The following is a 24,307-nucleotide window of genomic DNA, read 5'->3' on the forward strand; positions in this document are numbered from 1 at the left end:
GCTCGTCGCGTGGGCCCGGCCCCCTTTCGGTCCTGTCCTCTTCGGCGGCCGGTCAGTCCGTGCCGAACTCCATGGCGGCGCGGTCCAGCAGCTCGTCGTCGTCGGAGCCGGTGAACTCGCCGCGGGAGGCGATGGCCTCGGCGCCGCCCTCGGGCATGGTGCCGATCAGCCCGGTCGCGGCGGCCTGCGCGGCGCCGATCGCGGCGGTGCCGCCCGTGCCGATCAGGCCCATCGCGGCGTACTGCTCCAGCTTGGCGCGCGAGTCGGCGATGTCGAGGTTGCGCATGGTGAGCTGGCCGATCCGGTCGACCGGGCCGAACGCGGCGTCCTCGGTGCGCTCCATGGAGAGCTTGTCCGGGTGGTAGCTGAACGCCGGGCCGGTGGTGTCGAGGATCGAGTAGTCCTCGCCGCGCCGCAGCCGCAGGGTGACCTCGCCGGTGACGGCGGCGCCGACCCAGCGCTGGAGCGACTCCCGGATCATCAGGGCCTGCGGGTCCAGCCAGCGGCCCTCGTACATCAGCCGGCCGAGGCGACGGCCCTCGTTGTGGTACTGGGCGAGGGTGTCCTCGTTGTGGATGGCGTTGACGAGGCGCTCGTACGCGGCGTGCAGGAGGGCCATGCCCGGGGCCTCGTAGATGCCGCGGCTCTTCGCCTCGATGATGCGGTTCTCGATCTGGTCGGACATGCCGAGCCCGTGGCGGCCGCCGATGGCGTTGGCCTCCATCACCAGGTCGACGGCGGACGCGAACTCCTTGCCGTTGACGGTGACCGGGCGGCCCTGGTCGAAGCCGATCGTCACGTCCTCGGTGGCGATCTCGACCTCGGGGTCCCAGAACCGGACGCCCATGATGGGCTCCACGGTCTCGATACCGGTGTCCAGGTGCTCCAGGGTCTTCGCCTCGTGCGTGGCGCCCCAGATGTTGGCGTCGGTGGAGTACGCCTTCTCGGCGCTGTCCCGGTACGGCAGGCCGTGCGCGACCAGCCACTCCGACATCTCCTTGCGGCCGCCGAGCTCGGTGACGAAGTCGGCGTCCAGCCAGGGCTTGTAGATGCGCAGGTGCGGGTTGGCGAGCAGGCCGTAGCGGTAGAACCGCTCGATGTCGTTGCCCTTGAAGGTGGACCCGTCGCCCCAGATCTGGACGTCGTCCTCCAGCATCGCCCGCACCAGCAGCGTGCCGGTGACGGCACGGCCCAGCGGCGTGGTGTTGAAGTAGGCCCGCCCGCCGGAGCGGATGTGGAACGCGCCGCAGGTCAGCGCGGCCAGGCCCTCCTCCACGAGCGCGGCCCGGCAGTCGACCAGGCGCGCGATCTCGGCACCGTAGGTCTTCGCGCGGCCGGGCACCGAGGCGATGTCGGGCTCGTCGTACTGGCCGATGTCGGCGGTGTAGGTGCACGGGACGGCGCCCTTGTCGCGCATCCACGCGACCGCGACCGAGGTGTCGAGCCCGCCCGAGAAGGCGATGCCGACGCGCTCGCCGGCCGGAAGGGAGGTGAGGACCTTGGACATAGGAAGAGTATGCACCCCTATGCATGATCATGCAAAGTCCGATTCGGGTGATTCAGCTCCCACCCCCTCAGGCGCCGAAGCGGCTCCGGGACGCCTCGATGTCGCCGAGGTAGCGGTGGGTCCAGTCGCACATCGCGTCGACCGTGGCCCGCAGGGCCCGCCCCGGCTCGGTGAGCGTGTACTCGACGCGCGGCGGCACCGTCGGGTGGACCTCCCGGTCGACCAGTCCGTTGCGCTCCAGCATCCGCAGGTTCTGGGTGAGCATCTTGTGGCTGACGCCCTCGACACCGTCGCGCAGCTCGCTGAACCGCAGGGTGCGCTCGCCGAGCGCCTCGATGATCAGCAGCGCCCACTTGTTGGCGATGTCCGAGAAGATCTCGCGGGCCAGCGAGTCCGCGCGCCGCAGGTCCGCGGCTTCCTCGGGCGTGCCCTCGTACTGCTTGGTCACCATCGGGTTCCCCAGTCACCTGAAAGTGCGTTCTTCCTGTTCGGCCGCCACTCTCCTACGGTTTCCCAGTAACCACAAGAGAGCACGTACGCCCCGCCCCGGGAGGCAACAGCATGGCCATCACCCTGGTGAACCCCGCCGGACTGCCCGAGATCGACGTCTACCGGCAGGTGTCGATCGCCTCCGGCTCCCGGCTGGTCTTCCTCGCCGGACAGGTCGCCTGGGATGCCGACGGCGTCACGGTCGGCGAGGGCGACCTCGCCGCGCAGGTCGAGCAGTGCTACCTCAACGTCGCCACCGCCCTGTCCGGCGCCGGAGCCACGTTCGACGACGTCGCGAAGCTGACCGTCCACGTCGTCGACTGGGCCCCCGGCAAGATGCCCCTGCTCCTGGACGGCATCTCGCGCGCCGCAGCCCGCCTCGGCACCACCGCGGCCCCGCCCGCCACCCTGCTCGGGGTCGCGGCCCTGGACGTACCGGAACACCTGGTGGAGATCGAGGCGATCGCGGTCCTGGACTGACCGGCGGCATCGCCATACTGACCCCATGCCGTCACCAGAACCGCTCCGGACCCCGGTGGCCGCCGTGCCGCCGGGGCCGATCACGGTCGACCCGCCGGGGGCGATACCGCGCCCGCTGCTCACCCAGTCCTGGCTCGACCTGACCTTCCTGCACTGGGCCGCCGACCCGGCCGACGTCTCGGGCCTGCTGCCGCCGGGGACGGTGCCCGACACGCTGGACGGGGTCACGTACGTGGGGCTGGTCGCGTTCCGGATGCACAAGGTCGGCTGGCTGGGTCTTCCCGGCGTTCCCTATCTCGGCTCGTTCCCGGAGACGAACGTCCGGCTGTACTCGGTCGACACCCGGGGACGCCGAGGCGTCGTCTTCCGTTCCCTCGACGCCTCCCGGCTGCTGCCGGTGGCGGTGGGCCGGATCGGCTTCCGGATGCCGTACGTCTGGTCCCGCATGACGGTCGACACGACGACGTACGACGTCCCGGGCGCCGTCGGCGACGACGCGCGCGGCGCGCACCCGGACGGTGCCGCCGTCACCTACACCAGCCGCCGGCGGTGGCCGGGGCCGCGCGGGGCGTACAGCCGCATCACGGTGCGGGTCGGCGAGCGCATCGACGAGCCGACCGCGCTGGAGCACTTCCTGACCGCCCGCTGGGGGATGCACGGCGCGTTCTTCGGGCGGTCGGTGTTCCTGCCCAACGCCCACCCCCGCTGGCCGCTGCACCGGGCCGAGCTGGTCGAGTGCGAGGAGGACCTGGTGGCCGCGGCCGGCCTCCCCGCTCCCGTCGGTCCGCCGGTGAGCGTCCTCTACTCCGCCGGTGTCCCCGCCCGCTTCGGCCGCCCCGCGCGTCCGGCGGGCATCCCCACCCCGTGACGGACACCCGCGTACGACGAACCCCCGGGTCCCGGACCCGGGGGTTCGTCGCCGTGCGGTGACGGTGCCGGCCGTCGGTTACGGGGCGTCGATCAGGTGGTGCGGGGGCACCTGCACCGTACGGGCGCCGGGCGTACCGCCGAGGACCACCTTGCGGAGGGCGACGTTGTTCTTGGTGTTGCTCTCCTTGAGGCGGTTCTCCGGGTTGGCGATCACCTTGATGTAGTAGGTGCCGTTCGGCAGGTCGGTGATGTCGAAGGACTGGCCGGGGCGCTCCTGGGTGTAGGTGTCACCGGAGCCGACGTCGAGGACCTCGCGGACGGAGATGGCCTCCTGCGAACCGCACGCGGTGGACAGGTCGGTGTTCTCCGGGTGCCAGTTGGCGCCCTTCACCGTGTAGTCGATGGCGTCGGTGTTGGCCAGGCAGAACGCCTCCTTGCCGGAGCGCACCTCCTTCGTCTGGTCCGCGCTGAGCAGGCGGTAGCTGGCGAAGTCGGTGAAGTGCCAGTGCTCGTGGCCCTCACGCGGGTCCCACTCCATGGTGCCGGCGGGGGAGTAGCCGACCTGCTTGCCCTTGGCGTCGTAGAAGTACTGGTACGAGTCCATCAGGTCGGCGCCCGGCTTGCGGAAGCCGTCCACGACGAGGGGCGCGGGGCCCGCGTTCCAGACGTTGGCGCTGAAGGCGAGGTAGTCCTTGCCGGGTACGTCGCCGTCCTCGCCGTCGGTGATGGAGATGCCCCAGGCGGGCAGCGAACGCAGGTCGGGCTTGGGCACGCCGGCCGGGGCGCCGGCCTTGCCGCCGGGCCGCTTGGCGGCCGGCTTCAGTGCGGGCGCGACGCGGGAGCCGTCGGTGTGGCCGGGGCCGTCGCCCAGGTGCTTCGCCAGGCCCCGGTCCTCCAGGGCGTGGGGCAGGGCGGGCGGCATCGGGACGTCCTCGCCGCGCGGGCCGAAGCCGTGCAGGGGCGGCTGGGACGGGTCGACGGGGGCGGAACCGTGACCGCCGTGGCCGCCGCCGTGATGGCCGCCGTGCCCGGCGGCGTGGTGGGCGGAGGACTTGGCGGCCGGGGCGCCAACGCCCTCACCGCCCTCGTCGTACTGCCGCACCGTCACCTTGATCTTCGGCCGGTCGTTCGGGATGCCGAACAGGTCGCGGTACTTCTTCGCCACGCCCACCTGGGCGGTGTACTCGCCCGCCGGGATGTCCATGGTGTCGTCGTAGCGGTACTGGGTGGTGTTGACCGCCCAGCCCTTCTCCACACCCCACACCGAGCCCAGCGTCCACGGGTTCCGGGAGCAGCTCTGCGGGTACTGCGAGGTCGACGGGGCGTCCGGGCGGATGCGGCCGGAGGCGTTGTTCGGGCAGAAGTCGCTCGCGGTCTTGAAGACCTGCTCACCGGCGGCGTTCTTGAGCGAGATCTCCAGGAAGCCGGGCAGCCCGGAGTGGTCGGTGACCAGCCCGGCGGGCAGGGTCCGCGTCCTGGTCTTCTTGCCGTCGCGGAAGATCTGCTGGGCGACGATGGGGTCCTTGTAGGACTTCCGCGTCACCTTGAACTCCAGGGGGGCGCCGTCGACCGTGACGTACGTCCCCAGCTCCAGGATGGTGCCGCCCTCCGGGTAGCGGTAGGTCGTCACCGACTTCGAGGCGGCGATCAGCTTGAGCTTCGGAGTCCCGGCCTTGGCGGCGGGCGCCGCGCCCGCGCCGGGGGCGGCCCCCGCCACGGTGGCGACGACGGCGAGCGTGGCCAGGGCGGCGAGCCCGGGACGCCTCAGGCGGCTGCGGTGTTCTTGACTGGTCATCGGTTCCTCGTCTGCGAGTGCCATGGTCAGTGGCATCGGACTGGACAACCCACGGACGACCGGCCGCCGATGGTGCGGACGCTCCCCCGAACGCCCCCGGCGCGGGCCGGTCTGTGAGCACTCTGTGAGACAGGTGAAAGCCGTGTGCGGGTTGCCTGTTGAGGAGGAATTCACGGGAAAGGCGTGTGCGGTCGGGCCCAAACACCGGTCCGCGCACCGGCGCGAAGTCCCCGGAGAACCCGCGCAGGAGCATCACACGGTGTGCACACCGCTCTGAGAATGGCTCGTTAGCGTTGCTGACCGCTCGATCCGCTCGATCCCCCGTGCGAACGACGTGACCGGGCCGCGGCCCGCCGGGTCGACGGCATGCCGACACAGGAAGACCTCCATGGACTACTGCTCCTCATGTCGCCGACACCTCAACGGCGCCCTCGTCTGCCCCGGCTGCGGCGCCTACGCGCCGGACATAGCCCCGGCGGCGCCCGGTACGACGGCCTCCGCGGCCGTCGCCCCGACGGTGCCGTCGGCGACCTGGGGGTACGCGGCGCCGGAGGCCGAGGAGACCTGGCAGGACGGCGGGCGGGAGGATGCGGAGCCGTCCACGGAGATGCTTCCGTCCGGTGTCGCGCACCTGCCGGCCCCGCGCGCGGCGGCCGCCGGGCCGGGCACCGGCTTCGGGTCCGGTTCGCGTGACGCCGAGGACCTCGGGAGCGCTGCGGGCGCCGCGGGCACCGGGAGCGCCGAAGGGGTCGAGGACGTGCAGGGCGTCCCGGTCGCGCCCCGGGGGCGGGCGGCGCGGCGGAGGCAGCTGGCCCGCTGGAAGAAGAACCAGCGCCGGGCCGTGGTCACGACCGCGGTGGCGCTGGTCGGCGGCGGTCTGACCGTGATGGGCATGGACCGGCAGTCCACCGACCGGACACAGGCGGCCACCGCCCCGGACGCCGAGGGCCTGGGCGCCGTCGAGGAACAGGGCTCGCAGAGCGGCCGTACCCCTCAGACCCACCCCGACGACGCGCGGCGCTCTCCCGACACGTCGCGGGGCCGGGCGCCCGGCGGCGCCTCGTACGACCGGTCCGGCACCCAGCCGCGGGACACCGGCGGCGACACGGGCAACTCACCGCGTACGGCCACGACACCGCCGTCGGCCCGGCGGGCGCAGACGGGCTCCTCGTCGCACGGCGGGTCGGGCACGGACACCTCGGGCGACACTCCGGCGGGCGGGTCGTCCACACCTCCGGCCGCCGACGGGTCCACGGGTTCCGGCGCCGGCTCGGGCGCGGACACGGGAACGGGCTCGGGGTCGGGGTCGGGGAACGGCTCCGGTACGGAGACGGGGACGGGGTCGGGTTCCGGTTCGGGCTCGGGATCGGGTTCGGGCTCCGGCTCGGGGACGGGGGCTTCCGACGGCTCCGGCTCCTCGGACTCGGACGCGACCTCGCCGTCGGGCCTGTGCCTGCTGGGCGGCATCGTGTGCGTCAGCTGACGCCTCACCCCGAAGACTGCCGGACCGGCGGCCGGCCCCCCGCACGCGGACCGGCCGCCGGCCTGTCCGCGGGGTCGGTGCGCTCGGCGTCAGGCGCTCCCGCGCCGCCCCTGGCCGGCCGGCGTCGTCAGACGTAGGCGATCGGGCAGCCGCGCCGGAGTGAGTGCTGGGCGGCGCGCAGATACACCGCGACGTAGAAGGCCGTGTCGAGGTCCTCGCTCCACGGCCCCGGCCGGGCCGCGGCCAGCTCTCCCGCCGCCCCGTCCATGAACCACATGGTCAGGTCGAGGTTGTCGCACATCGCCGGGGTCTCGGCCGGCAGGTCGACGGCGGCGGCCAGCCGCTCGGCGAGCGCCAGCATCCGGGGGGCACCGGCGACGAGGGTCTCGTCCGTGTAGCCGGACCCGACGGGCAACCGGATCGGCTCGTCGAGCGGAATCGGCACCAGCACCGACCAGCCGAGGAAGACGTCCACCTCCTCGGCCGAGAGATGCGCCTCGCACAGCGCGACGAACCCGTCCATGGAGGGGATCAGCTTCTCCTCGAAGGTGCGGCCCGAACCGCGGACGAACTCCGCCTCCTCCGGCACCGATTCATAGGCCGGCAGCCCCCGCCGGACCAGTTCCTCGTTCAGTGCCGAGGCGACACGGGCCCACCCGTCCTCCGCCTCGTCCCCGTACCCCTCGAACCAGTCCTGCGCGCCGACGCTCACCAGATACACACCCATGAGCGGAACGTACAAGGCACCACTGACACTCCCGTCCCGGCGGCCCCCCGCGGCCCCGCGGCCGTGCCGGTACGAGCCGTGGCTCACTCCGTGAGGCAGCCGAACTGTTCGTCGTCCCGGTCGTCGTAGTCCGCCCGTGACTCGGACTCCGAGTCGCCGAACACGACGCGTCCGGGGGCGAGTTGCTCCGGCCGGAAGGTGAGGGAGCCCGAAACCTGCTCGTCCGAGGCCATGTTGGTGCACAGGGCACGGGACAACCCTTGGGTGGTGGCGAGGTTAAGGGGGGGCGGTGAGGGGCCGCCCGGTCGTGAAGCCGTCCGGGGTGGCGCCCATCCGAATCCGCTGCGCGAGGGTCTTTCCGTCCGTCGCCCTGATGTGCCACAGCGTCCGCCCGGGGTCGTCCACGGTGCTGTCGTCGTTGAGGGGAGGTGCGGGGCGGCGGCCCCGCGGGACGTGTCGAAGCGGTACCGGAGAGGTCACACGACCGGCCCCCGGATAGGGTCACCGGTCATGGCTGACGACTGGCGGCGCGATCGGATCGGCAGTGCCCTGCGCGGGGAGAACCCCACCGTGGTGCGGAGGCTGGAAGCCGGGTTCGCCGTGATCGGCGATGTGCAGTTCCTCCCGGGTTACGCCGTACTCCTCGTCGACGATCCCTCGGCGACACGGCTCTCGGAACTGCCGAGGACGCGGCGGCTGGCGTTCCTGTCGGACATGGAGCGGCTCGGCGAGGCCGTCGAACGGGTCTGCGGGCGGCTGGACCCCGGGTTCCGGCGGGTCAACCTGGAGATCCTCGGCAACACCGACCCGTTTCTGCACGCGCATGTCTGGCCGCGGTACTCGTGGGAGCCGGCGGAATCCGTGGGGCGCCCGGTGTGGCTCTACCCGCCCGAGCGCTGGACGGACCCGCGATACGCCCTCGGGCCGCACCACGAGACCCTGCGGACGGGTATCGGGGAGGAGCTGGACCGGCTCACGGGCACGGCGGTGTGACGTCGGCGGGCAGTGCCTCCCGCATCGCCTTGGCCGTGGCCGCCGGGTCGTAGTCCGCGGGGACGCCCTCGACCATGATGATGTCGCCCTCGATGTGCCGGGAACGCAGCGGGGCGATCTCCTGGTAGGCCGGTGAGTCCCACCAGGCGCGGGCCTCCGCGATGCCGGGGAAGCCGATCATCACGACATGGCCCGGCCAGGTGCCCTCCTTCACCTCGTGCGGCGTGACATGGACGAGGAAGCGACCGCCGTACGGCTCGAAGGTGCCGGGGATGCGCTCGATGTACTCGGCGATGTCCGGGTGCGGTTGGGCGTCGCGCAGGTGGGCGATGACGTAGGCGGGCATGGTGTCCTGGTCTCCTTCGGTCGGTGGGACTCGGCGGGGGGAGGGTGCCTGACTCCGGCGGTCTCCCCGCACGGACGAGCCTGGCAGCAGCCCTCCCGGGCGTCGATTACCCGACAGGTCATGGGCCCCGTTACAGCAGCCCCGCGGGCAGGGTGGTCCCCGTCCCCGCCAGGTGCCGCAGGACCGCCGCGATCGAGTGGCAGTCGAAGAGCCCCGAGTGTTCCGCGCCGTCGGCGGCCGGGCGCGGCAGCCCCAGCGCCTCCCACAGACGGCCCGAGTTGACGCCGGCCGTCGCCGGGGCCACCGTGTTCAGCCAGGGGCGGATGTTCAGGAAACCGGGAGTGAGGGGCGTGGGCCTGATGCGCTCGCCCCGGGAGCGGGCCCAGCCGATGTTCTCGCCGAGGACCAGCATGTCGTTGCCGTACGAGAGGACGGACCCACCCCGGCAGAAGGCCAGGAAGTCGCTGAGTGCCTCGGCCGGGGGTACGCCGTCCCGGTCCACCGACTCCTGGCCGATACCGGTGAGTTCGGTGAGGAAGGGGGACAGCCGGGGGTTCGCCACCGGGCGGACCAGCGTCTCGTACTCCTCCACCACCGCGTACCGCTCGTCCAGCCGCAGGGCCCCGATCTGCACGATCTCGCGGAGCCGGCCGGGCGCCGACCAGTCCTCCTCGGCGGCCCCCGGCCAGGTCGTGAACTCCAGGTCGAAGATGACGAAGGTGGGCAAGGCGGCACTCTCCCGGTGAGGCGTGAGCGGATCAGCCTACCCACCCGCAAGCCGTCAGTTCGGGGCCGGAGCGGCCGGGCTCACCGCCTGGCTCCCGGTGGACAGGTCCACGCCCACCAGTCCTTCGGGAAGCACCCGCTCGCCGCCCGTCCTCCCAGCCGACGCCCCGGGCGACCCCGACACCTTCGACGACCCCGACACCTTCGACGACTGCGACGACGGCTTGGGCTCCGTCCCCGACTCCGCGCCCGCCCCCGCGCCCGTCCCCGGCGCGTCGCACAGCGCCGCCGCGATATGGGCGTTGAGCGCGTCGTCGATCGGGCTCGGTTCCAGGGCCGTGCCGTCCGCGTTCAGGCGCTGGTACTTCATCAGGGTGAAGCCCAGGCTGAGCTGGCGGTCGCCGTCCGCGCTGGTGAGGCTGAGGGTACCGGCGCCGAAGACCCCGCCGTCGTGGCCCCAGAAGCGGCCGCAGCCGGGGACTTCGAGGGTGTAGATGCCGAGGCCGTAGTCGATGGCGGCGCCGCCGGCGACCTGCACCGGGACCGTGCGCCGCATCTCGGCCAGGGAGGTCCGGCCGACCAGTTTCCCGGAGAGCAGCTTGGCGTAGAAGCGGTTGAGGTCGTCCATCGTCGAGGTGATGGCCCCGGCGGTGTAGCCCCAGGACATGTCGTAGACGCTGTAGTCGCGCGGCGGGTCTATCAGACCGAAGAAGGACTCGTACATCTTCGCGTGCGGGCCCTTGATGTACGGGGTGCGCGGGAACGCGGTGTGGTGCAGCCCGGCGCGGTCGATGACGTGGCGGGTGATGTAGGTGGCCGCCTTCTGACCGGTGACCTTCTCCAGGATGAGGCCGGCGACCACGTAGTTGGTGTTGGAGTACGAGCCGGGCTGCGCGCCGGGGCCGCCGGTGGCGGGGGCGGCGAGGCCCAGGCGTACGAGTTCCTCGGGGCGGATCGTGCGGAAGCGGTGCTCGTCGAGGCTGGCGGTGGAGTTCCGGCCGAGGGAGGGGAAGGCACCGAGGACGTAGTCGCCGAGGTGGCTGGTGTGGTTGAGCAGCATCCGTACGGTGATGGCGTCGCCGCGCTCCCGGTCGGCGCCGGGGAAGAGGTCCGGCACGTACCGCGTCACCGGGGCGTCGAGGCTGATCCGCCCCTTCTCCACCTGCTGGAGGATCGCCACCGCGGTGAACGTCTTGCTGATGCTGCCGACCCGGTGCCGCATGTTCGGGGTGACCTTGCGGCCGGTGTCCACGTCGGCGAGCCCCGAGGCGCCCTTCCAGCGGTCGCGGCCCTCGCGCACGGCGGAGTACGTGCCGTACATGCCCGCCTCGTGGACGCCGTCGAGCGTGGTGCGCAGGGCGGTGCGGTCCAAGGCGTCGGGGGTGGCGGGCCGGGCCGGGGTTCCGGTGGTGCCGGCGGCGGACGCCGTGGGTACGGCGGTGACGAGCAGCAGGGTGGTGCCCACAGCGGTACCCACAAGGCGCTTGATGCGCATGGATGTTCCTCCCGTTTCCGGTTCTCGGCTCCTGAGTCTCGCCGGGACCGGTGGGCGTTACATCCTTCCGCCGGACGAGCACCCTCACAGCGGGCCCATGACATCTGTCATGACGGGCCGTCAGGCAGCCGCCACGGCCCCGCGCACGGAGGTGACCGCCGGGCTCGGAGACCGTACCGGTACTTCACGGCCACGGGCTCCCGCCCCTGCCCGTCGCCCGCTCACGCCTCCCGCACCGCCACCGCCTCCCCGCCCCCGCTCCCCTCGCCGCCGCCGTCCCCCGCCTCCCCGAAGCGGGCCAGCGCCACCCCTCCCGCCACGCACGCCACGAACCCGGCCGCCGCCAACCCCGCGTACCCGTGCCGGGTCGTGTCGCCGAGCCACAGCACCCCGAACAGGCCCGGCCAGACGGTCTCGCAGATCACCATCGCCGCGGTGGCCGCCGTGACGGAGCCGGACTGGAGGGCCTGGACGAGGAGGAGATAGCCGCCGAGACCGGAGACGACCACGGCGTACGCCGCCGGCTGGGCCAGTACGGCGGGGAAGGACAGCTCCGGCAGCAGCCGGACGGCGGTGGCGGTGAGACCGAAGCAGAAGCCGGCCGCGGCGCCCAGGACGACGGCCCGCCCGCGCCGCAGTCGTCCGCCCACGAACCAGCCGAGCGCCACCACCAGCAGCGACACCGCCAGCGCCGTCACCCGCAGTGCCTCGTCGCCGTCGCCGTCACCCTCGCGTCCGGCCGACACGGCCAGCGTCGCGAGCCCCAGGCACACCACCGCCACGGACGCCCACTCGCCGCGCCGCAACCGCAGCCCCAGGACGAACGTGCCGACGACCGCCGTGACCGCCAAGGACGCCGCGACCGCCGCCTCCACCAGGAACAGCGGCACCAGCAGCAACGCGCCCACCTGCGCCCCGAACCCGGCCGTGTCCAGCCCCGCCCCGAGCAGGAAGGGCCACCCGCGCAGCACCCCCAGTACCGTCCCCCACCTCCCGTGCGCCCCGCCGGCACCGGCATCGGCAGCGGCCTTCGCCGTCCGCCGCGATCCCAGCGCCTGGAACACCGTCGCCGTACCCATGCACACCGCAGCGCACAGCGCCAACGCCAGACCTGCCACCATCCGGGCACCGTAACGGCGCGACGGGCCCGGTCCCGGGCGACACCAGCCGGACGCACCCACACGGGTGCCGTCCCTTCACCATGTCCCCGCCTGCCCCCACCACCCCCACGAACACACAAAGTCCGACAGACTCATTGCTCCACTTCTGTTCGAAGTCCTAGTGTGAGCGCGGTTTTTCAACAACAACGGACAGCATCCGACGGTCCTCAGTACGTGCACTCCCCCATGTCGTCACGAGGAAGGCCCCGGTCATGCATCACCCGCACCCCGGCGCGCACACGGACAGGCCCGAGCGCCCCGTAGTCAGCCGCCGCCGTCTCCTGGAGGGCGGCGCCGCTCTCCTCGGCGCCCTCGCCCTGCCCGGCGGCACCGCCCTGGCCGCCGCCCGCACCGCGACGACAGCCGCAGCCGGAACCGCGGCCGCGGTCACGGTCGACGGCACCGAGTGGAACGGCGACATCGCCCTCTTCCAGGTCGGCGCCGAACCGCCGCACACGACCCTCATGCCGTACGCGGACGTCCGACAGGCCCTCAGGGCCGACCGCACCGACTCGCCGTACCGCCTCAGCCTCGACGGCCGGTGGAAGTTCGCCTACGCGGACCGGCCGGACGACCGGGACGAGGACTTCTACCGCACCGATGTCGACGACAGCGGCTGGGACACCATCCCGGTGCCGTCGTGCTGGCAGAACCACGGCTACGACTTCCCGATCTACGTCAACATCACCTACCCCTGGTGGGGCCCCAACGGCCTCGGCGAGGAGGCGCAGCCGCCGGCCGCGCCGACCCGGTACAACCCGATCGGGCAGTACCGGCGCCGTTTCACGCTCCCGAGGAACTGGACGGCGGACGGCCGCCGGACCTTCCTCCACTTCGAGGGCGTCAAGTCCGCGCACTACGTGTGGATCAACGGCGAGCTGGTCGGCTACCACGAGGACTCCTACGACCCGGCCGAATACGACATCACCGCGCACCTGAAGCCGGGGACCAACCAGATCGCCGTCGAGGTGTACCGCTACTCGGACGGCGACTGGCTGGAGGACCAGGACATGATCCGGCTGAGCGGCATCTTCCGCTCGGTCTACCTCTTCAACACCCCGTCCGTACACCTGCGCGACTTCAAGCTGGACACCCCGCTCAGCGACGGCTACAAGGCCGCCGAGCTGTCCGTCACGGCGAGCGTCCGCGCCTACGGAGCCGGGGCCGGCAAGGGCGCGTACTCCGTCGAGACGCAGCTCTACGACGAGCGCGGACACGCCGTCTGGTCGCGGCCCCTCGTGCGGTCCGTCGACCTGTCCGCGTCCCCGGCCGGCGAGGACGTGACCGTCCGGGCGAGCAGGGCCGTGCCGGACCCGGTGCTCTGGTCGGCCGAGCGCCCGACCCTCTACACGGCGGTGCTCCGGCTGCGCGACGCGCGCGGCAGGGTCGTCGAGACGCTGTCGCACCGTGTCGGTCTGCGCGAGTTCGCCCTGAAGGACGGGCTGATGCGGATCAACGGGCGGCCGGTGTCGTTCCGGGGCACCAACCGGCACGAGATGCACCCGGACCGGGGCATGGCGCTGACCCGCGCGGACATGGTGCGGGACATGCGGCTCGCCAAGCGGCTGAACATCAACTCGATCCGCACCTCGCACTACCCCAACAACCCGCTGTGGCTGGAGCTGGCCGACGAGTACGGGATGTACCTCGTCGACGAGACGAACCTGGAGACGCACGGCATCCGCGACCGGTACCCGGGCGACCACGCCGACTGGACGAAGGCGTGCGTGGCCCGCGCCCAGGCCATGGTGCACCGCGACAAGAACCACGCCTCGGTCGTCATCTGGTCCCTCGGCAACGAGGCGGGCGGCGGCAGCACGTTCGTCGCCATGCACGACTGGATCCGCTCGTACGACCCGACGCGCGTCGTGCAGTACGAGGGCGACGACCGGCCGGCGATCAGCCAGATCAGGTCGGAGATGTACGACAGCCCGCAGCGGGTCGGGCAGCGGGCCGGGGACACCTCCGACACCCGCCCGTACGTGATGATCGAGTACTCGCACTCCATGGGGAACTCGACCGGCAACTTCAGGAAGTACTGGGACCTGGTACGGCGGTACGACGTCCTCCAGGGCGGCTGGATCTGGGACTTCATCGACCAGTCGCTGACCACGCCGGTGCCGGTGCGGAAGATCTTCACGGACTCCGGGCCGAGCGGGCTGAAGGGCGAACTCCTCACCGCGGCAGGGCGGTTCGACCGCGAGAAGGGCGTCCTCGGCGCGACCGGCTTCGCGCGCGACGCGTCCCTCGACCTCACGGGGTCGCTGACCCTGGAGGCGTGGTTCACCCCGCACGTCCCCTTCGGCCACCAGCCGATCCTCGCCAAGGGCGACACCCAGTACGCGCTGAAGCAGACCAACCGGAGCATCGAGTTCTTCATCCACGGCGGCGGACAATGGGTCAGCGCCTCCTGGAACGTGCCGGACGAGGGCTGGACCGGCCGCGAACACCATGTCGCGGGCGTCTTCGACGCCGGCGCCGGTTCCCTCACCCTGTACGTCGACGGCGAGGTGAAGGCGACCCGGACCACCACGCGGCGGCCGGGCAACAACACCGCTCCGCTCTCCCTCGCCACCGACGTCGACAACCCGACACGGGAGTTCAACGGCACGATCCGACGGGCACGGGTGTACGCCAGGGCGCTGAGCGCGGCGGAGCTGGCCTCCGACGGACGCCGCCCGGGTGACGACGGGGTGCGCTTCTGGTTCGACGCGGCCACCGTGAAGGTGACGGAGAGGAAGCCGAAGGAGCGCACGTTCCTCGCGTACGGCGGTGACTGGGGCGACAACCCCAACGACGGCGCCTTCGTCGCGGACGGCATCCTCACCGCCGACCGCCGCCTCACCGGCAAGTCCGCCGAGGTCAAGCAGATCTACCAGGCCGTCAACGCGGCCCCGGCGTCCGGCGGCACCCTCGCCCGGGGAGCGGCGGTCACCCTCACCAACGAGAACCTGTTCACCAACCTCCGCGCCTACGACGGCCACTGGTCGCTGGTGGCCGACGGCGAGGTGGTCCAGCGCGGCCGCCTCACCCGCGCCCAGATGGACGTCCCCCCGCTCTCCGCCAAGGACATCACCGTCCCCTTCCGGCTGCCGTCCTCCCCGGCACCCGGCACGGAGTACTTCCTCCAGCTCTCCTTCACCACCAGGGAACGCACCCCGTGGGCGAAGCCGGGCTTCGAGGTGGCCAAGCAGCAGCTCCCCGTCAAGGCCGCGGTCCCCGCCGTGCAGCCCACCCGGCCGGCGTCCGTACCCGCCCTCCGCCACGAGGAGACCGCCGGGAAGGTCACCGTCAGGGGCCGGTCGTTCTCCGTGACCGTCGACAAGGCCGACGGGCTGCTCAGCTCGTACGAGGCGCGCGGCACCCGGCTCCTCGACTCCGGTGCCGTCCCGAACTTCTGGCGGGCGCCCACCGACAACGACCGCGGCAACGGCCACCACACCCGCAACCAGACCTGGCGGGACGCGGGCGCACGGCGCACGGTGACGGAGGTGACGGTACGGGTCCTGGGCAGCGACCGCGCCGTGCAGGTGAAGGTCGGCGGCACCCTCCCCACCGCCACCGAGTCGACGTACACGACCACGTACACCGTGTTCGGCAACGGCGAGATCAGGGTCGACAACACGTTGCACCCGGGGGCGTCGTCCCTGCCGTACATCCCGGAGGTGGGCACGCTGCTCTTCCTGCCCCGCCGCCTGGACCGGCTGCACTACTACGGCCGGGGTCCGGAGGAGAACCACTGGGACCGCAACGACGCCACCGACGTCGGCCGCTACTCCGGGTCGGTCGCCGGCCAGTGGACCCCGTACATCCGCCCCCAGGAGAACGGCAACAAGACCGACGTCCGCTGGGCCGCGCTCACCGACCGCACCGGCAGCGGGCTTCTCGTCTCCGCCGAGCCCGGCTCCCTCCTGGAGGTCAACGCCTCCCACTTCACCCCGGAGGACCTCTCCTCGGGCGTCCGCCACGACTACCAGCTCACGCCGCGGGACGCCGTCGTCCTGCGCGTCAACCACCGCCAGATGGGTGTGGGCGGCGACGACAGCTGGGGCGCCCACACCCACGACGAGTACAAGCTCTTCGCCGACCGCGACTACGCGTTCACCTACCGGCTGCGGCCTCTGCGGGACGTGGACGGGGCGATGCGGGCCGCTCGGAGGTGGACGGCCACGGAGTAGTAGCGGGCCGCACATGACACGAACCCCGTCCCGCGGATCGCGGGACGGGGTTCGCAGTGGAGCGCCGGGCAGGCCTTGCACCTGCATTTCCCCACGGGAAGTGGGGCGTCTTTCCTTAGACGACCAACGCATTGAGGGCTACCGGTTCGCTTTCCCGGTGAGCGGCTCGTGATCAATCATAGCGGATCTTCAAGGGTGTCGCGAACCAGTGATCGGCGTGTCCTCAGAGCAGCTCCGCCTGGGGGGCGTACTCGACCCTGATGTACGTGGCGTTCCGCTCGCCGAAGGCTTTCCGCAGGATCGGTTCGGCCGTGTCGGGGTCGTCGACGCCGACCAGGACGTGTCCCCTGCCGTCGGGGCCGACCTCGCGAAGCCGGAAGGCGCCGTCCCAGCGGTTCATGTCCTCGCTGATCCGGTCGACCAGGGCGGCGATCTCCGCCTCGTTGATGTCCGTGTCGTACAGCCGGACGGTCACGCCCTGCTCGGCGGTGGCGCAGACCGCGGCGTCGAAGGAGGCGGAGGGGATGCGGTAGACGCGCATGCCGGGGCCCTCCTCGTCGGCCTCCAGGCCGGTGAAGACAGGGGAGTGGCGGCCGTGGGCCATCGCGTTCACCCGGCTCAGCGTCCGGTCCAGCGGTGTGTCCTCCGGGCCGCCGAGGCCGCCCTCCGGCCGGGTGCCCTTGCACACCGTCGCCGGTGACGACACGTCCGCCACGGTCTGCGCCCCCGCGCTCGCCCCCTGCACGGCGCCCAGCGCGACCATCGCACCGGCCACGGCGGTACCCGCCCGCACGCTCATCCGCTTGTCCATCCGTCCCTCCGCTCCCCGGGCGGCCGTGCGCACGACCGCCGTCCCCTCTGTGACGCGGGAGGCGCCCGCAACGTTCGACGCACCGGGGCCGGAACGTGCCCGGGGGAGGCCCCTGGCGGGCCTCCCCCGGAGGTGCCGCCGTCCCGCCGGGGTTCTCCGGGCCCGGTACGGGGTTGCCCGCGGGCCGGGCGCCGCGCCGCTCACCGAACGTTTCCCGCCCCCGCTCCGTCACAGGGGTGACCGAATCTCCCAGGGGGCCCTCCGTGTCGAAGACTCGCATCAGTACGCCGGTACTCGCTGTCCTGGCCCTGGCGTTGGCGGGTGTGGTCCCGGCGTGCGGGGGCGCATCGTCCTCCGAGTCGGCGCCCACGGCGCACCGGTGGCGGGAGGCTCCCTCCTACACGTACGTCCTCAGGTCGAGCGGGGGTGAGCGGGCCCTGATCGGGACGTTCGCGGTGACCGTGCGGGAAGGGAGGACGACCGGGGCCGTCGGACTCGACGAGGACTCGCGGCGGGTGGTGAAGCAGTTGGGCGGGCGGGTGCCGACCATCGGCGAACTGCTGGCGGAGGCGGAGACGGCCAGGGACGAGGATGCCGACGTGGTGGACGTCGACCGCGCGCGGGACGGCCGGCCGACGCACATCACCGTGGACTGGGCGGAGAACGCGATCGACGACGAGGCGGAGTACGCGATCGGCGACTACCGGCCCGCGGCCGGGGGCCGGGGCACTCCGTGAGCGGAGGTCACGAGGGACTCGGCTGCGGGCCGGCCGTGCCGCCGTAGGTGCTCAGGTCCTGGATGGTGCCGCCGACCTTCTTCCGCAGCGGCTTCAGCACCTCCTCCTTCGCGGAGATGGCCCAGCGCGGGCCGACCAGCTTCTTGCCGCCGTAGATGGAGGCGGAGTCCAGCCAGACCCGGAGGAGTTCCTCCTTGGGGAACGTGGTGATGAGGTAGTCACCGGCCGCGGTGTGGCAGACGCCCTCGCGGAGTTCCTCCGCCTCGGTGCGGATCTTGACCTTGCATCCGGTGAGCGAGGCGAGCACCTCGACCTTGGCCGGGGCCACCACCTCGGCCACCGGGCTGGACCTGTCCGCCGTCTTCCGCACCGCCCCGTCGCCGTCACCGCCGCCGCACCCTGCCACCAGGGGCAGCACGGCCAGGCCGGCAGCCAGCGTGACTCCGCGCGTCAGCTTCCTCACCACGTGCCCTACTCCGTTCCGCGTGCTTCGTATCGAGAGCTTCCTGCCGCGTGGGCTCCCCACCCGTACGTACGCGGGCGCCGGAATGCTCAGCACGGGCCCGCGACATGATCGTGCGGGAGGGCGCGGGAGGGCGCTGGAGGGCGCTGGAGAGGAGGAACGTCACCGGGATCGCCACCCGGACGCGACCGTGCGCCCGGCCCCCTCCGGGCGGAGAGGACCGGGCGCCGCTCGGCGTCACCTGACGGGGCGGCGGCCGTGCGCGGGGAGGACCGCGCCGGTGCTCAGGCGCCCGTACGTCCGGCCGACTTGCGGCGGGTCACCGCGAAGATGACACCGCCCGCCGCCACCAGCCCGGCCGCCCCGAGGGCGAGCGGAATGGCGTTGCCGCCGCCGGTCTCGGCGAGGTCGCCGGAGCCGCCGTTGGGGCTGGGCGAGGAGTCGGGGGTGTCCGTGCCGGCCGGGGTCTTCGGGGACTCGGAGGGCGTGGGAGTGTCGTCCGCCGGGGGCTTCTCGTCCGTCGGGGGCTTCTCTTCGGCCGGGGGCGTCTCGTCCGTGGGCGGCTTCTCGTCCGTCGGGGGCTTCTCCTCCGCCGGGGGCTGGTCGTCGGTGGGCACGCAGTTTTTCGTGCCGCCGTTCCAGGCCGCGATGAGCTTGTCCTTGATGACCGGGCGGTCGGGGCCCTTGGGGACGTCGCCGTGCTCGAAGCCGTCGGCCGCGTCCGGCTTGCCGTCGAACTTCACCTTGCCGCGGTAGAGGTCGATCTGGGCGTAGCAGCCCGCGTCCGGGACCGCGATGTCCAGGGAGTCCGTGGCACCCGGCCGCACCGTGACCGTGTCGAAGTCGACGAAGACCTGCTCGCCGGAGGTGGCGAAGGTCGGGCCGTGGGCCAGGTAGGAGGCGAGGGAGACCGTGCAGGTCGTGGCGTCGGCGGCGGCACGGACCTTGATGTGGGCCTTGCCGTCCTCGGTGGGCTTGAGGTTCTGGTCGTCGAGCTTGACCCAGTCGGCGAAACTCACGCCGTCCAGGGAGAACTCGCAGCGGTCGGTCTCGGTGGCCGTGCCCGCGCCCTGGCCGGGGGCGTAGCTCTTCTCGCCCCAGCCGTCGCCACCGGGCGCGGTGGCCCAGGCGGAGCCGGAGGCGGCGGCGGTCAGGGCGAGTGCGGCTGCGCCCGTCCCCAGCAGGCGGCGCATGGTGACACGTCTCGCTATGGACATGCGGATCCCATTCTCGAGCTTGGCTGTGCGAGACCCCGGGCACGGCGGCGGGCACGCGGCGGCACAGGGCGGCACCGGGTCGCCGGGGCCGCGCCGGGGTGTGAGGTCGTCGAAGAAACACCGGGCCCACTGGTCGTATGAGCCGCGGAGTGAGCACATCGTTTACCACCGGGTAGGGGCTGTCAACCTCGGTAAACCCAAGGTCAGTTGGGCGGTCGGCGGGCGCACCCGCGGGGCGTGCACACATTTGGGGCACATGGGGAATCCCGCACTCCGCCGACGCCGTCAGGTCCCCGCGCACCCCCACCGGATGCCCACCGGCGGGAGTTCGTGGAGACGGTGCGTACGTCACTGCCGTACGCGTACGGCCTGATCGACTCCCTCGTCCGGCAACTGCGCTCGCGCAGCGCGGAGTTCGCCGACAAGCCGACCCCGCCGCCCCCGCAGGCGCGCGGCGGGGCGACGTACGCGAAGTTCACCTCGTCGAGGTCGCAGATCCTCAACCAGTCGCCGGAGTTCCGCGACTGCTGACCTTGCCCGTCCCCGAGCTGGGCCGACCGCTCTCTCCACCCCCCTCTCGCGGAGGGGGCGGTCGGTCCGACACACCGGAGCGCAGGGGGCGTACGGGGGCGCATTACCGGCGTACGGCCGCACGGCGTGCGGGGACGGGGGCGGGGTGTCCGCGGCGCGACGGCGTTCCCGCGGACGGCTTCGTCCCGTTCCCGCCCGATCCGGCGCCGTGTGTGTCGCGGGCGGGCGTCCGTGGTGTACCCGTCCGCCGCTCCGTGGTGTGTCGCCGGGTGAATCGGGCCGTCACGAGTTGGCCTGTTCGCGATCACACAAGGTGAATAATGAGTTCAGAGGGCGTCTCAGCGACAGAGAGGGTCGCCGTGGGGACCGACAGGGACAGTGCAGTCACCCGTCAGCGCTTCGACGTGGCCGACGCCGCGCCGCTGCTCATCGACGCGGACGGGATCGTGACGAGCTGGACCCGGGACGCCGAGCGGCTCTTCGGGTACACGGCCGCCGAGATCCTGGGCCGCAGCGTCCGCACCCTCCTGGCCACCGACGACGGTGCCCGCATCGCCCACCTGGCCGACACCCACCGCGCCCGCGGTGGGTGGTCCGCCATCCTCACCGCCCGCCACCGCGACGGCCACGACATCCGGGTGATGGTGCGCGTGGTCCCGGCCTGCGAGGCCACGGGGACGGACGCCGCCGTGGGGGACGAGAGGGAGAGCGCCGCGGACGGGGGCGAGAGGCGGGGGGCGACCGCCGGGGCCGAGCGCGGGAGCGTCGCAGAGGTCCACGAGGAGAGCGCCCCCGAGACCGCCCCCGCAAACCCCACCGGGACCACCACGCGGGCCAACACCGCCGGGGGCTACGGGCGAGGTGATGCCGCCGGGGGCGACGGGCGAGGTCACGCCACCGAGGGCGGGCAGCCAGGGACGCCGGCCGGAGACGGACCGCAGGAACTTACCGGTGGGCACCATGTGCGCGGGACTGCCGCCGGAGGCGGGCAGCCGGGTGGCGCGGCCGGGGGTGACCGGCGGGCCGGCGCCGGGGGCGGTGGGCCGAGCGTCACCGCTGGAGCTGGCGGCGGAACACGGGGTGGCGCCCCTGGGAGCGGGGCCGAAGAGCGGGTCGCGCCCGGGGTGGCGAGGCCGGGCGCCGTCGGCAGGGCCGATCGGCGGGACATCCCCGCCGAGACCAGCAGGCCGCGCGTCACCGCGAGGGCCGACGTCGAGACGGGCCCGACCGCCCGGGTGACGCCAACCGGCCGAGTGACACCGACCGGGCCGGACGGGCCCACCGGCCGAGTGGCACCGACCGGGCCGGACGGGCCCACCGGCCGAGTGGCACCGACCGGGCCGGGCAGGCCCACCGGCCCGGACGACTTCGCCGGCCATGGCAGCCGGACGCCCACGCCCGACCAGGCCCAGCCCCAGGGCCGGACCGACCGGAGCCGGCCGGACCCGCACCGAGCCGAGCCGAACCGCCCGGCGATCGACCACACCACCCCCGCCGGGTCGGCCCGCCCGGCCGCCGAGCAGGCGCACGGGGATCACGTGGCCCGCGCGGCCGAAACGGTTGAGCCCGCGCCGTCGTCATCGCAGTCCGCCGCGGTTCCCGCGCGGCCCGCGCCCTCGGGCGAGCCGCACCGGACCGGCGCCGGTGGACTCCGGTTCGGCGCTCCCACCTCGCCGCCGCCGGCCGAAGCGGGGCCGCCCCCGGAGGGGGCGCCCCGGCCCGCGGAACCACCCCACGGCACGCCCCACGGCACGCCCCGCCCGCCGACGAACCCGACGGCCCGGACGACACCCCCGGCCCACGCGGCCCCGCACCCGGCCACGGGCTCCTCCCCCGAGACCCCGCACCCGGCCCCAGCCCCTTCCCACCAGGCCCCGCGCCCCACGGCACAGCCCTCCCACGGCACCCGCCAACCGCCCACGAGCACCTCCCACAAGACCCCCCGCCCTGCCCCCCGCCCGGCCGGCGAGTCCGCGTCCCGGCCCGCGACGGCCTCGCGGGACACCGATCCGAGGCCGCACCCGAGCGCGCACCCCGCCGCACCCACCGCCGACCCCCGGCTCCTCACGAGCCCCGCGCTCGATGCGACCCTGCCGACGGAGCCCGGTCCGACCCGCACCGGCACCACCCCGGCCCACCCCGCCCCCCTGCGGCCCGCGCACTGGATCGCTCTGGTGTCCGACGCGACCGAGGCGCCCGGTTGGGACATGAGCCGGACCGTGCTGGAGCGGATGACGGCGCGGTCGCCGGTCGGCATCGCGATCGTGGACACGGACCTGCGGTTCGTGTGGTCGAACGCGGCGCTGGAGCGGTTCGGTGGCGGACGGGCGTACGAGAGGGTGGGGTTGCGGCTGGGAGAGGTCCAGCCCGGGCTGGACGCGGAACGCATCGAGGCCCAGATGCGCAAGGTGCTGGCGACCGGCGTACCCGTGCTCGACTACGAACACGTCGGCCGTGTCAGGTCAGCCCCGCACCGCGAGACCGCGCACGCCATGTCGTTCACCCGGCTGGAGGACGACCAAGGACGCCCGATCGGCGTCTACTACACCGTGGTGGACGTGTCGGAGCGCCACCGCGCCCGCACGCGCCTCGCCCTGCTGGACCGGGCCGGTGAGCACATCGGCCGCACCCTCGACGTACGGCGGACGACCCAGGAACTCGCCGACGTCGTCGTCCCGGCGCTCGCCGACTTCGTCACCGTGGACCTGCTGGACTCGGTGCTGCGCGGTGCCGAGCCGGGCCCCCTCGGCGACGGCTCGGTCCCGCTGCGCCGCACCGGGCAGCAGTCGGTGCGCCCCGGGGTGCCGGAGGCCGTCGTCGAGATCGGCGCCGTCGCCTCGTACGCGGCCGGCTCTCCCCCCGTGCGCGCACTGGTCGACGGACGGTCGTGGTCCGCACCGAACCTGGACCCGATGTCGGCGGAGTGGGCGAAGGCCGTCCCCGGCGGCCGGGAGCTGCCCGCCGACGCGCTGGACATGCACAGCGTGATGATCGTGCCGATCCGGGCCCGCGGCATCACCCTCGGCATCACCACCTTCTTCCGCCGCGAACGCCAGGACCCGTTCGACGCCGTCGATCTGGGCCTCGCCGAGGAGATCGTCGGCCGCGCCGCCGTCTGCGTCGACAACGCCCGCCGCTACACGCGGGAGCGGGACGCCGCGCTCGTGCTGCAGCGCAGCCTGCTGCCGCGCCGGCTGCCCGACCAGGACGCCGCCGAGGTCGCCGTCCGCTACCGGCCCGCCGACGAACTCACCGGCGTCGGCGGCGACTGGTACGACGTCATCCCGCTCTCCGGCGCCCGCCTCGCCCTCGTCGTCGGCGAGGTAGCGGGCCACGGCATCGACGGCGCCGCCGCCATGGGCCGCCTCCGTACGGCCGTCCGCACCCTCGCCGACCTCGATCTGCCGCCGGACGAGGTGCTCGCCCACCTGGACGACATGGTCGCCAAGTCCGCCCGCCAGGAGGGCGCGGAGCCGGGCGGGGGAAGCGTCGAGACGGTCGGGGCACGCTGTCTGTACGTCGTCCACGACCCGGTGTCCGGCACCTGCGCCATGGCCACGGCCGGCCACCCGGCACCCACCCTGGTCGCCCCCGACGGCACGGTCACCCGCCCCGGACTGCCGCAGGGCCCGCCCCTGGGCGTCGACGGGCACCCCTTCGAGGCCGTGGAGCTGGAGCTGGCCGAGGGCACCGTCATCGCCCTCCACACCGACGGCCTCCTCGCCGAGGCCGGCCCCGACGCCCTGTGCCGCGCCCTCGCCCGGCCCGAACCCTCCCTCGACCGGCGTGCCCAGCACGTCCTCGACGCCCTAGCCCCGGCCCGCCCCACCGACGACGTGGCCCTCCTCCTCGCCCGCACCCGGCGGCTGCCCGACCACCGGGTCGCCTCCTGGGAGATCCCCGCCGACCCGTCGCTCGTCGCGGAGGCCCGCAGGACCACCACCCGGCAGCTCGGCGTCTGGGGCCTGGACGAGCTGGCGTTCACCACCGAACTCGTCGTCAGCGAACTCGTCACCAACGCCATCCGGCACGCGACCGGGCCCATCCGGCTCCGGCTCATCCTCGAACGCACCCTGATCTGCGAGGTGTTCGACGGCGGCGCGACCGCGCCCCATCTGCGCCACCCGCGCACCACCGACGAGGGCGGCCGCGGTCTGTTCCTCATCTCCCGGTTCACCCAGCGCTGGGGCACCCGCTTCCTCCCCGACGGCAAGGTCATCTGGGCGGAACAGTCCCTGCCGGACCCCCTGGGGTGAGGACCACACCGGGAGCCGGCGGGACCCGCAACGCGACACGGCA

At 73.2% G+C, this 24,307-nt stretch carries 19 protein-coding genes and 2 pseudogenes; 9 read left to right on the plus strand and 12 right to left on the minus strand.

Features of this window, described 5'->3' with window-relative positions; all coding sequences use genetic code 11:
* Nucleotides 1–52: 52 nt before the first annotated feature.
* Together argG and AC067N_RS11565 are read right to left on the minus strand one after the other, a co-directional pair.
* Complete coding sequence (gene argG / locus AC067N_RS11560; RefSeq protein WP_478678668.1) at nucleotides 53–1,507, minus strand: argininosuccinate synthase; 1,455 nt, start codon at nucleotides 1,505–1,507, stop codon at nucleotides 53–55.
* A gap of 67 nt (nucleotides 1,508–1,574) precedes the next feature.
* Nucleotides 1,575–1,958: a winged helix-turn-helix transcriptional regulator gene (locus AC067N_RS11565; protein ID WP_478678669.1), complete on the minus strand. Its 384-nt coding sequence runs from the start codon at nucleotides 1,956–1,958 to the stop codon at nucleotides 1,575–1,577.
* Nucleotides 1,959–2,068: 110 nt separating this feature from the next.
* Here AC067N_RS11565 and AC067N_RS11570 point away from each other — a divergent pair, with 110 nt between their 5' ends.
* Together AC067N_RS11570 and AC067N_RS11575 are read left to right on the plus strand one after the other, a co-directional pair.
* A complete protein-coding gene (locus AC067N_RS11570) occupies nucleotides 2,069–2,476 on the plus strand; it encodes a RidA family protein (protein ID WP_478678670.1) in 408 nt (135 codons plus the stop codon).
* A 25-nt stretch (nucleotides 2,477–2,501) separates the two neighbouring features.
* Nucleotides 2,502–3,344 carry a YqjF family protein gene (locus tag AC067N_RS11575; RefSeq protein WP_478678671.1) on the plus strand — a complete coding sequence of 281 codons (843 nt, stop codon included), beginning with the start codon at nucleotides 2,502–2,504 and terminating at the stop codon, nucleotides 3,342–3,344.
* A gap of 78 nt (nucleotides 3,345–3,422) precedes the next feature.
* On the opposite strand, the gene AC067N_RS11580 is transcribed toward AC067N_RS11575, so the two are convergent.
* Entirely contained in the window at nucleotides 3,423–5,141 is a 1,719-nt protein-coding gene (locus tag AC067N_RS11580; RefSeq protein ID WP_478678672.1) for a lysyl oxidase family protein, read from the minus strand.
* Between the two features lie 388 nt (nucleotides 5,142–5,529).
* Here AC067N_RS11580 and AC067N_RS11585 point away from each other — a divergent pair, with 388 nt between their 5' ends.
* On the plus strand, nucleotides 5,530–6,624 hold the full coding sequence (locus AC067N_RS11585) for an SCO2400 family protein (protein WP_478678673.1): 1,095 nt from the start codon (nucleotides 5,530–5,532) through the stop codon (nucleotides 6,622–6,624).
* A 127-nt stretch (nucleotides 6,625–6,751) separates the two neighbouring features.
* Here AC067N_RS11585 and AC067N_RS11590 read toward each other — a convergent pair whose 3' ends face one another.
* Together AC067N_RS11590 and AC067N_RS11595 are read right to left on the minus strand one after the other, a co-directional pair.
* Nucleotides 6,752–7,351 carry a hypothetical protein gene (locus AC067N_RS11590; protein ID WP_478678674.1) on the minus strand — a complete coding sequence of 200 codons (600 nt, stop codon included), beginning with the start codon at nucleotides 7,349–7,351 and terminating at the stop codon, nucleotides 6,752–6,754.
* A gap of 83 nt (nucleotides 7,352–7,434) precedes the next feature.
* On the minus strand, nucleotides 7,435–7,608 hold the full coding sequence (locus AC067N_RS11595) for a hypothetical protein (protein WP_478678675.1): 174 nt from the start codon (nucleotides 7,606–7,608) through the stop codon (nucleotides 7,435–7,437).
* 253 nt (nucleotides 7,609–7,861) lie between these two features.
* Here AC067N_RS11595 and AC067N_RS11600 point away from each other — a divergent pair, with 253 nt between their 5' ends.
* Nucleotides 7,862–8,344: an HIT family protein gene (locus AC067N_RS11600; protein WP_478678676.1), complete on the plus strand. Its 483-nt coding sequence runs from the start codon at nucleotides 7,862–7,864 to the stop codon at nucleotides 8,342–8,344.
* On the opposite strand, the gene AC067N_RS11605 is transcribed toward AC067N_RS11600, so the two are convergent.
* From AC067N_RS11605 to AC067N_RS11620, 4 genes are all read right to left on the minus strand, one after another.
* Entirely contained in the window at nucleotides 8,325–8,690 is a 366-nt protein-coding gene (locus tag AC067N_RS11605) for a DUF1330 domain-containing protein (protein WP_478678677.1), read from the minus strand. The two genes, AC067N_RS11600 and AC067N_RS11605, sit on opposite strands and share 20 nt — an antisense overlap.
* A gap of 130 nt (nucleotides 8,691–8,820) precedes the next feature.
* Nucleotides 8,821–9,417: an exonuclease domain-containing protein gene (locus AC067N_RS11610; protein WP_478678678.1), complete on the minus strand. Its 597-nt coding sequence runs from the start codon at nucleotides 9,415–9,417 to the stop codon at nucleotides 8,821–8,823.
* Nucleotides 9,418–9,471: 54 nt separating this feature from the next.
* On the minus strand, nucleotides 9,472–10,911 hold the full coding sequence (locus tag AC067N_RS11615) for a serine hydrolase domain-containing protein (RefSeq protein WP_478678679.1): 1,440 nt from the start codon (nucleotides 10,909–10,911) through the stop codon (nucleotides 9,472–9,474).
* 221 nt (nucleotides 10,912–11,132) lie between these two features.
* Nucleotides 11,133–12,032 carry a DMT family protein gene (locus AC067N_RS11620; protein ID WP_478678680.1) on the minus strand — a complete coding sequence of 300 codons (900 nt, stop codon included), beginning with the start codon at nucleotides 12,030–12,032 and terminating at the stop codon, nucleotides 11,133–11,135.
* Nucleotides 12,033–12,283: 251 nt separating this feature from the next.
* Between AC067N_RS11620 and AC067N_RS11625 the strand changes: the two genes are divergently transcribed.
* Nucleotides 12,284–16,249, plus strand: coding sequence for a glycoside hydrolase family 2 TIM barrel-domain containing protein (locus tag AC067N_RS11625; protein ID WP_478678681.1), 3,966 nt, complete (start codon nucleotides 12,284–12,286; stop codon nucleotides 16,247–16,249).
* Between the two features lie 223 nt (nucleotides 16,250–16,472).
* Here AC067N_RS11625 and AC067N_RS11630 read toward each other — a convergent pair whose 3' ends face one another.
* Nucleotides 16,473–17,093: a hypothetical protein gene (locus AC067N_RS11630; protein WP_478678682.1), complete on the minus strand. Its 621-nt coding sequence runs from the start codon at nucleotides 17,091–17,093 to the stop codon at nucleotides 16,473–16,475.
* Between the two features lie 230 nt (nucleotides 17,094–17,323).
* Here AC067N_RS11630 and AC067N_RS11635 point away from each other — a divergent pair, with 230 nt between their 5' ends.
* A complete protein-coding gene (locus tag AC067N_RS11635; RefSeq protein ID WP_478678683.1) occupies nucleotides 17,324–17,797 on the plus strand; it encodes a DUF6174 domain-containing protein in 474 nt (157 codons plus the stop codon).
* A 7-nt stretch (nucleotides 17,798–17,804) separates the two neighbouring features.
* Here AC067N_RS11635 and AC067N_RS11640 read toward each other — a convergent pair whose 3' ends face one another.
* Entirely contained in the window at nucleotides 17,805–18,263 is a 459-nt protein-coding gene (locus AC067N_RS11640; protein ID WP_478678684.1) for a hypothetical protein, read from the minus strand.
* Between the two features lie 281 nt (nucleotides 18,264–18,544).
* Entirely contained in the window at nucleotides 18,545–19,477 is a 933-nt protein-coding gene (locus AC067N_RS11645; protein ID WP_478678685.1) for a hypothetical protein, read from the minus strand.
* A gap of 237 nt (nucleotides 19,478–19,714) precedes the next feature.
* Here AC067N_RS11645 and AC067N_RS11650 point away from each other — a divergent pair, with 237 nt between their 5' ends.
* From AC067N_RS11650 to AC067N_RS11660, 3 genes and pseudogenes are all read left to right on the plus strand, one after another.
* Nucleotides 19,715–20,008 carry a hypothetical protein gene (locus AC067N_RS11650; protein WP_478678686.1) on the plus strand — a complete coding sequence of 98 codons (294 nt, stop codon included), beginning with the start codon at nucleotides 19,715–19,717 and terminating at the stop codon, nucleotides 20,006–20,008.
* Nucleotides 20,009–20,328: 320 nt separating this feature from the next.
* Nucleotides 20,329–20,622, plus strand: a pseudogene (locus tag AC067N_RS11655) (PAS domain S-box protein); the annotation flags it as partial.
* A 1,539-nt stretch (nucleotides 20,623–22,161) separates the two neighbouring features.
* Nucleotides 22,162–24,264: pseudogene (locus AC067N_RS11660) on the plus strand (SpoIIE family protein phosphatase); the annotation flags it as partial.
* Nucleotides 24,265–24,307: the final 43 nt, after the last annotated feature.

Source organism: Streptomyces sp. NPDC042364 (assembly GCF_056437585.1).

What these genes read in the sequence shown, in the direction of transcription:
- argG (WP_478678668.1), bottom strand. Translation starts at nt 1,507, where the DNA reads ATGTCCAAGGTCCTCACCTCCCTTCCGGCCGGCGAGCGCGTCGGCATC.
- AC067N_RS11565 (WP_478678669.1), bottom strand. Translation starts at nt 1,958, where the DNA reads ATGGTGACCAAGCAGTACGAGGGCACGCCCGAGGAAGCCGCGGACCTG.
- AC067N_RS11570 (WP_478678670.1), top strand. Translation starts at nt 2,069, where the DNA reads ATGGCCATCACCCTGGTGAACCCCGCCGGACTGCCCGAGATCGACGTC.
- AC067N_RS11575 (WP_478678671.1), top strand. Translation starts at nt 2,502, where the DNA reads ATGCCGTCACCAGAACCGCTCCGGACCCCGGTGGCCGCCGTGCCGCCG.
- AC067N_RS11580 (WP_478678672.1), bottom strand. Translation starts at nt 5,141, where the DNA reads ATGACCAGTCAAGAACACCGCAGCCGCCTGAGGCGTCCCGGGCTCGCC.
- AC067N_RS11585 (WP_478678673.1), top strand. Translation starts at nt 5,530, where the DNA reads ATGGACTACTGCTCCTCATGTCGCCGACACCTCAACGGCGCCCTCGTC.
- AC067N_RS11590 (WP_478678674.1), bottom strand. Translation starts at nt 7,351, where the DNA reads ATGGGTGTGTATCTGGTGAGCGTCGGCGCGCAGGACTGGTTCGAGGGG.
- AC067N_RS11600 (WP_478678676.1), top strand. Translation starts at nt 7,862, where the DNA reads ATGGCTGACGACTGGCGGCGCGATCGGATCGGCAGTGCCCTGCGCGGG.
- AC067N_RS11605 (WP_478678677.1), bottom strand. Translation starts at nt 8,690, where the DNA reads ATGCCCGCCTACGTCATCGCCCACCTGCGCGACGCCCAACCGCACCCG.
- AC067N_RS11615 (WP_478678679.1), bottom strand. Translation starts at nt 10,911, where the DNA reads ATGCGCATCAAGCGCCTTGTGGGTACCGCTGTGGGCACCACCCTGCTG.
- AC067N_RS11620 (WP_478678680.1), bottom strand. Translation starts at nt 12,032, where the DNA reads ATGGTGGCAGGTCTGGCGTTGGCGCTGTGCGCTGCGGTGTGCATGGGT.
- AC067N_RS11625 (WP_478678681.1), top strand. Translation starts at nt 12,284, where the DNA reads ATGCATCACCCGCACCCCGGCGCGCACACGGACAGGCCCGAGCGCCCC.
- AC067N_RS11645 (WP_478678685.1), bottom strand. Translation starts at nt 19,477, where the DNA reads ATGTCCATAGCGAGACGTGTCACCATGCGCCGCCTGCTGGGGACGGGC.